The sequence below is a fragment of the Frateuria defendens genome, from assembly GCF_001182895.1.
Classification (GTDB): Bacteria; Pseudomonadota; Gammaproteobacteria; order Xanthomonadales; family Rhodanobacteraceae; genus Frateuria_B; species Frateuria_B defendens.
The window spans coordinates 1-351 of record NZ_LFQR01000318.1; the positions used below are offsets into that span (position 1 = coordinate 1).

At 31.1% G+C, this 351-nt stretch carries 1 protein-coding gene; it reads left to right on the forward strand.

The window, feature by feature from the left end:
• The coding region (locus tag ACH65_RS19415; RefSeq protein WP_161805640.1) for a protein rep at positions 1–351 on the forward strand (351 nt) is incomplete at both ends.

The window sequence follows — 351 nt, forward strand, 5'->3', positions numbered from 1 at the left end:
CATCTAACTAAAGCATTTGATAGGTTGAGTAGATATAAAAAGGTTAAACAAAATCTTGTTGGATTTATGCGTTCAACAGAAGTTACCGTTAATAAAAATGACGGTAGTTATAATCAGCACATGCATGTTTTGTTATGTGTTGAAAATGCATATTTTAGAAAAAAAGAGAATTATATAACTCAAGAAGAATGGGTTAATTTATGGCAAAGAGCATTACAAGTTGACTATCGACCTGTTGCTAATGTTAAAGCGATCAAACCGAATAGAAAAGGCGATAAAGACATTGAATCGGCAATCAAAGAGACCTCAAAATATTCGGTTAAATCATCTGATTTTTTAACTGATGATGAT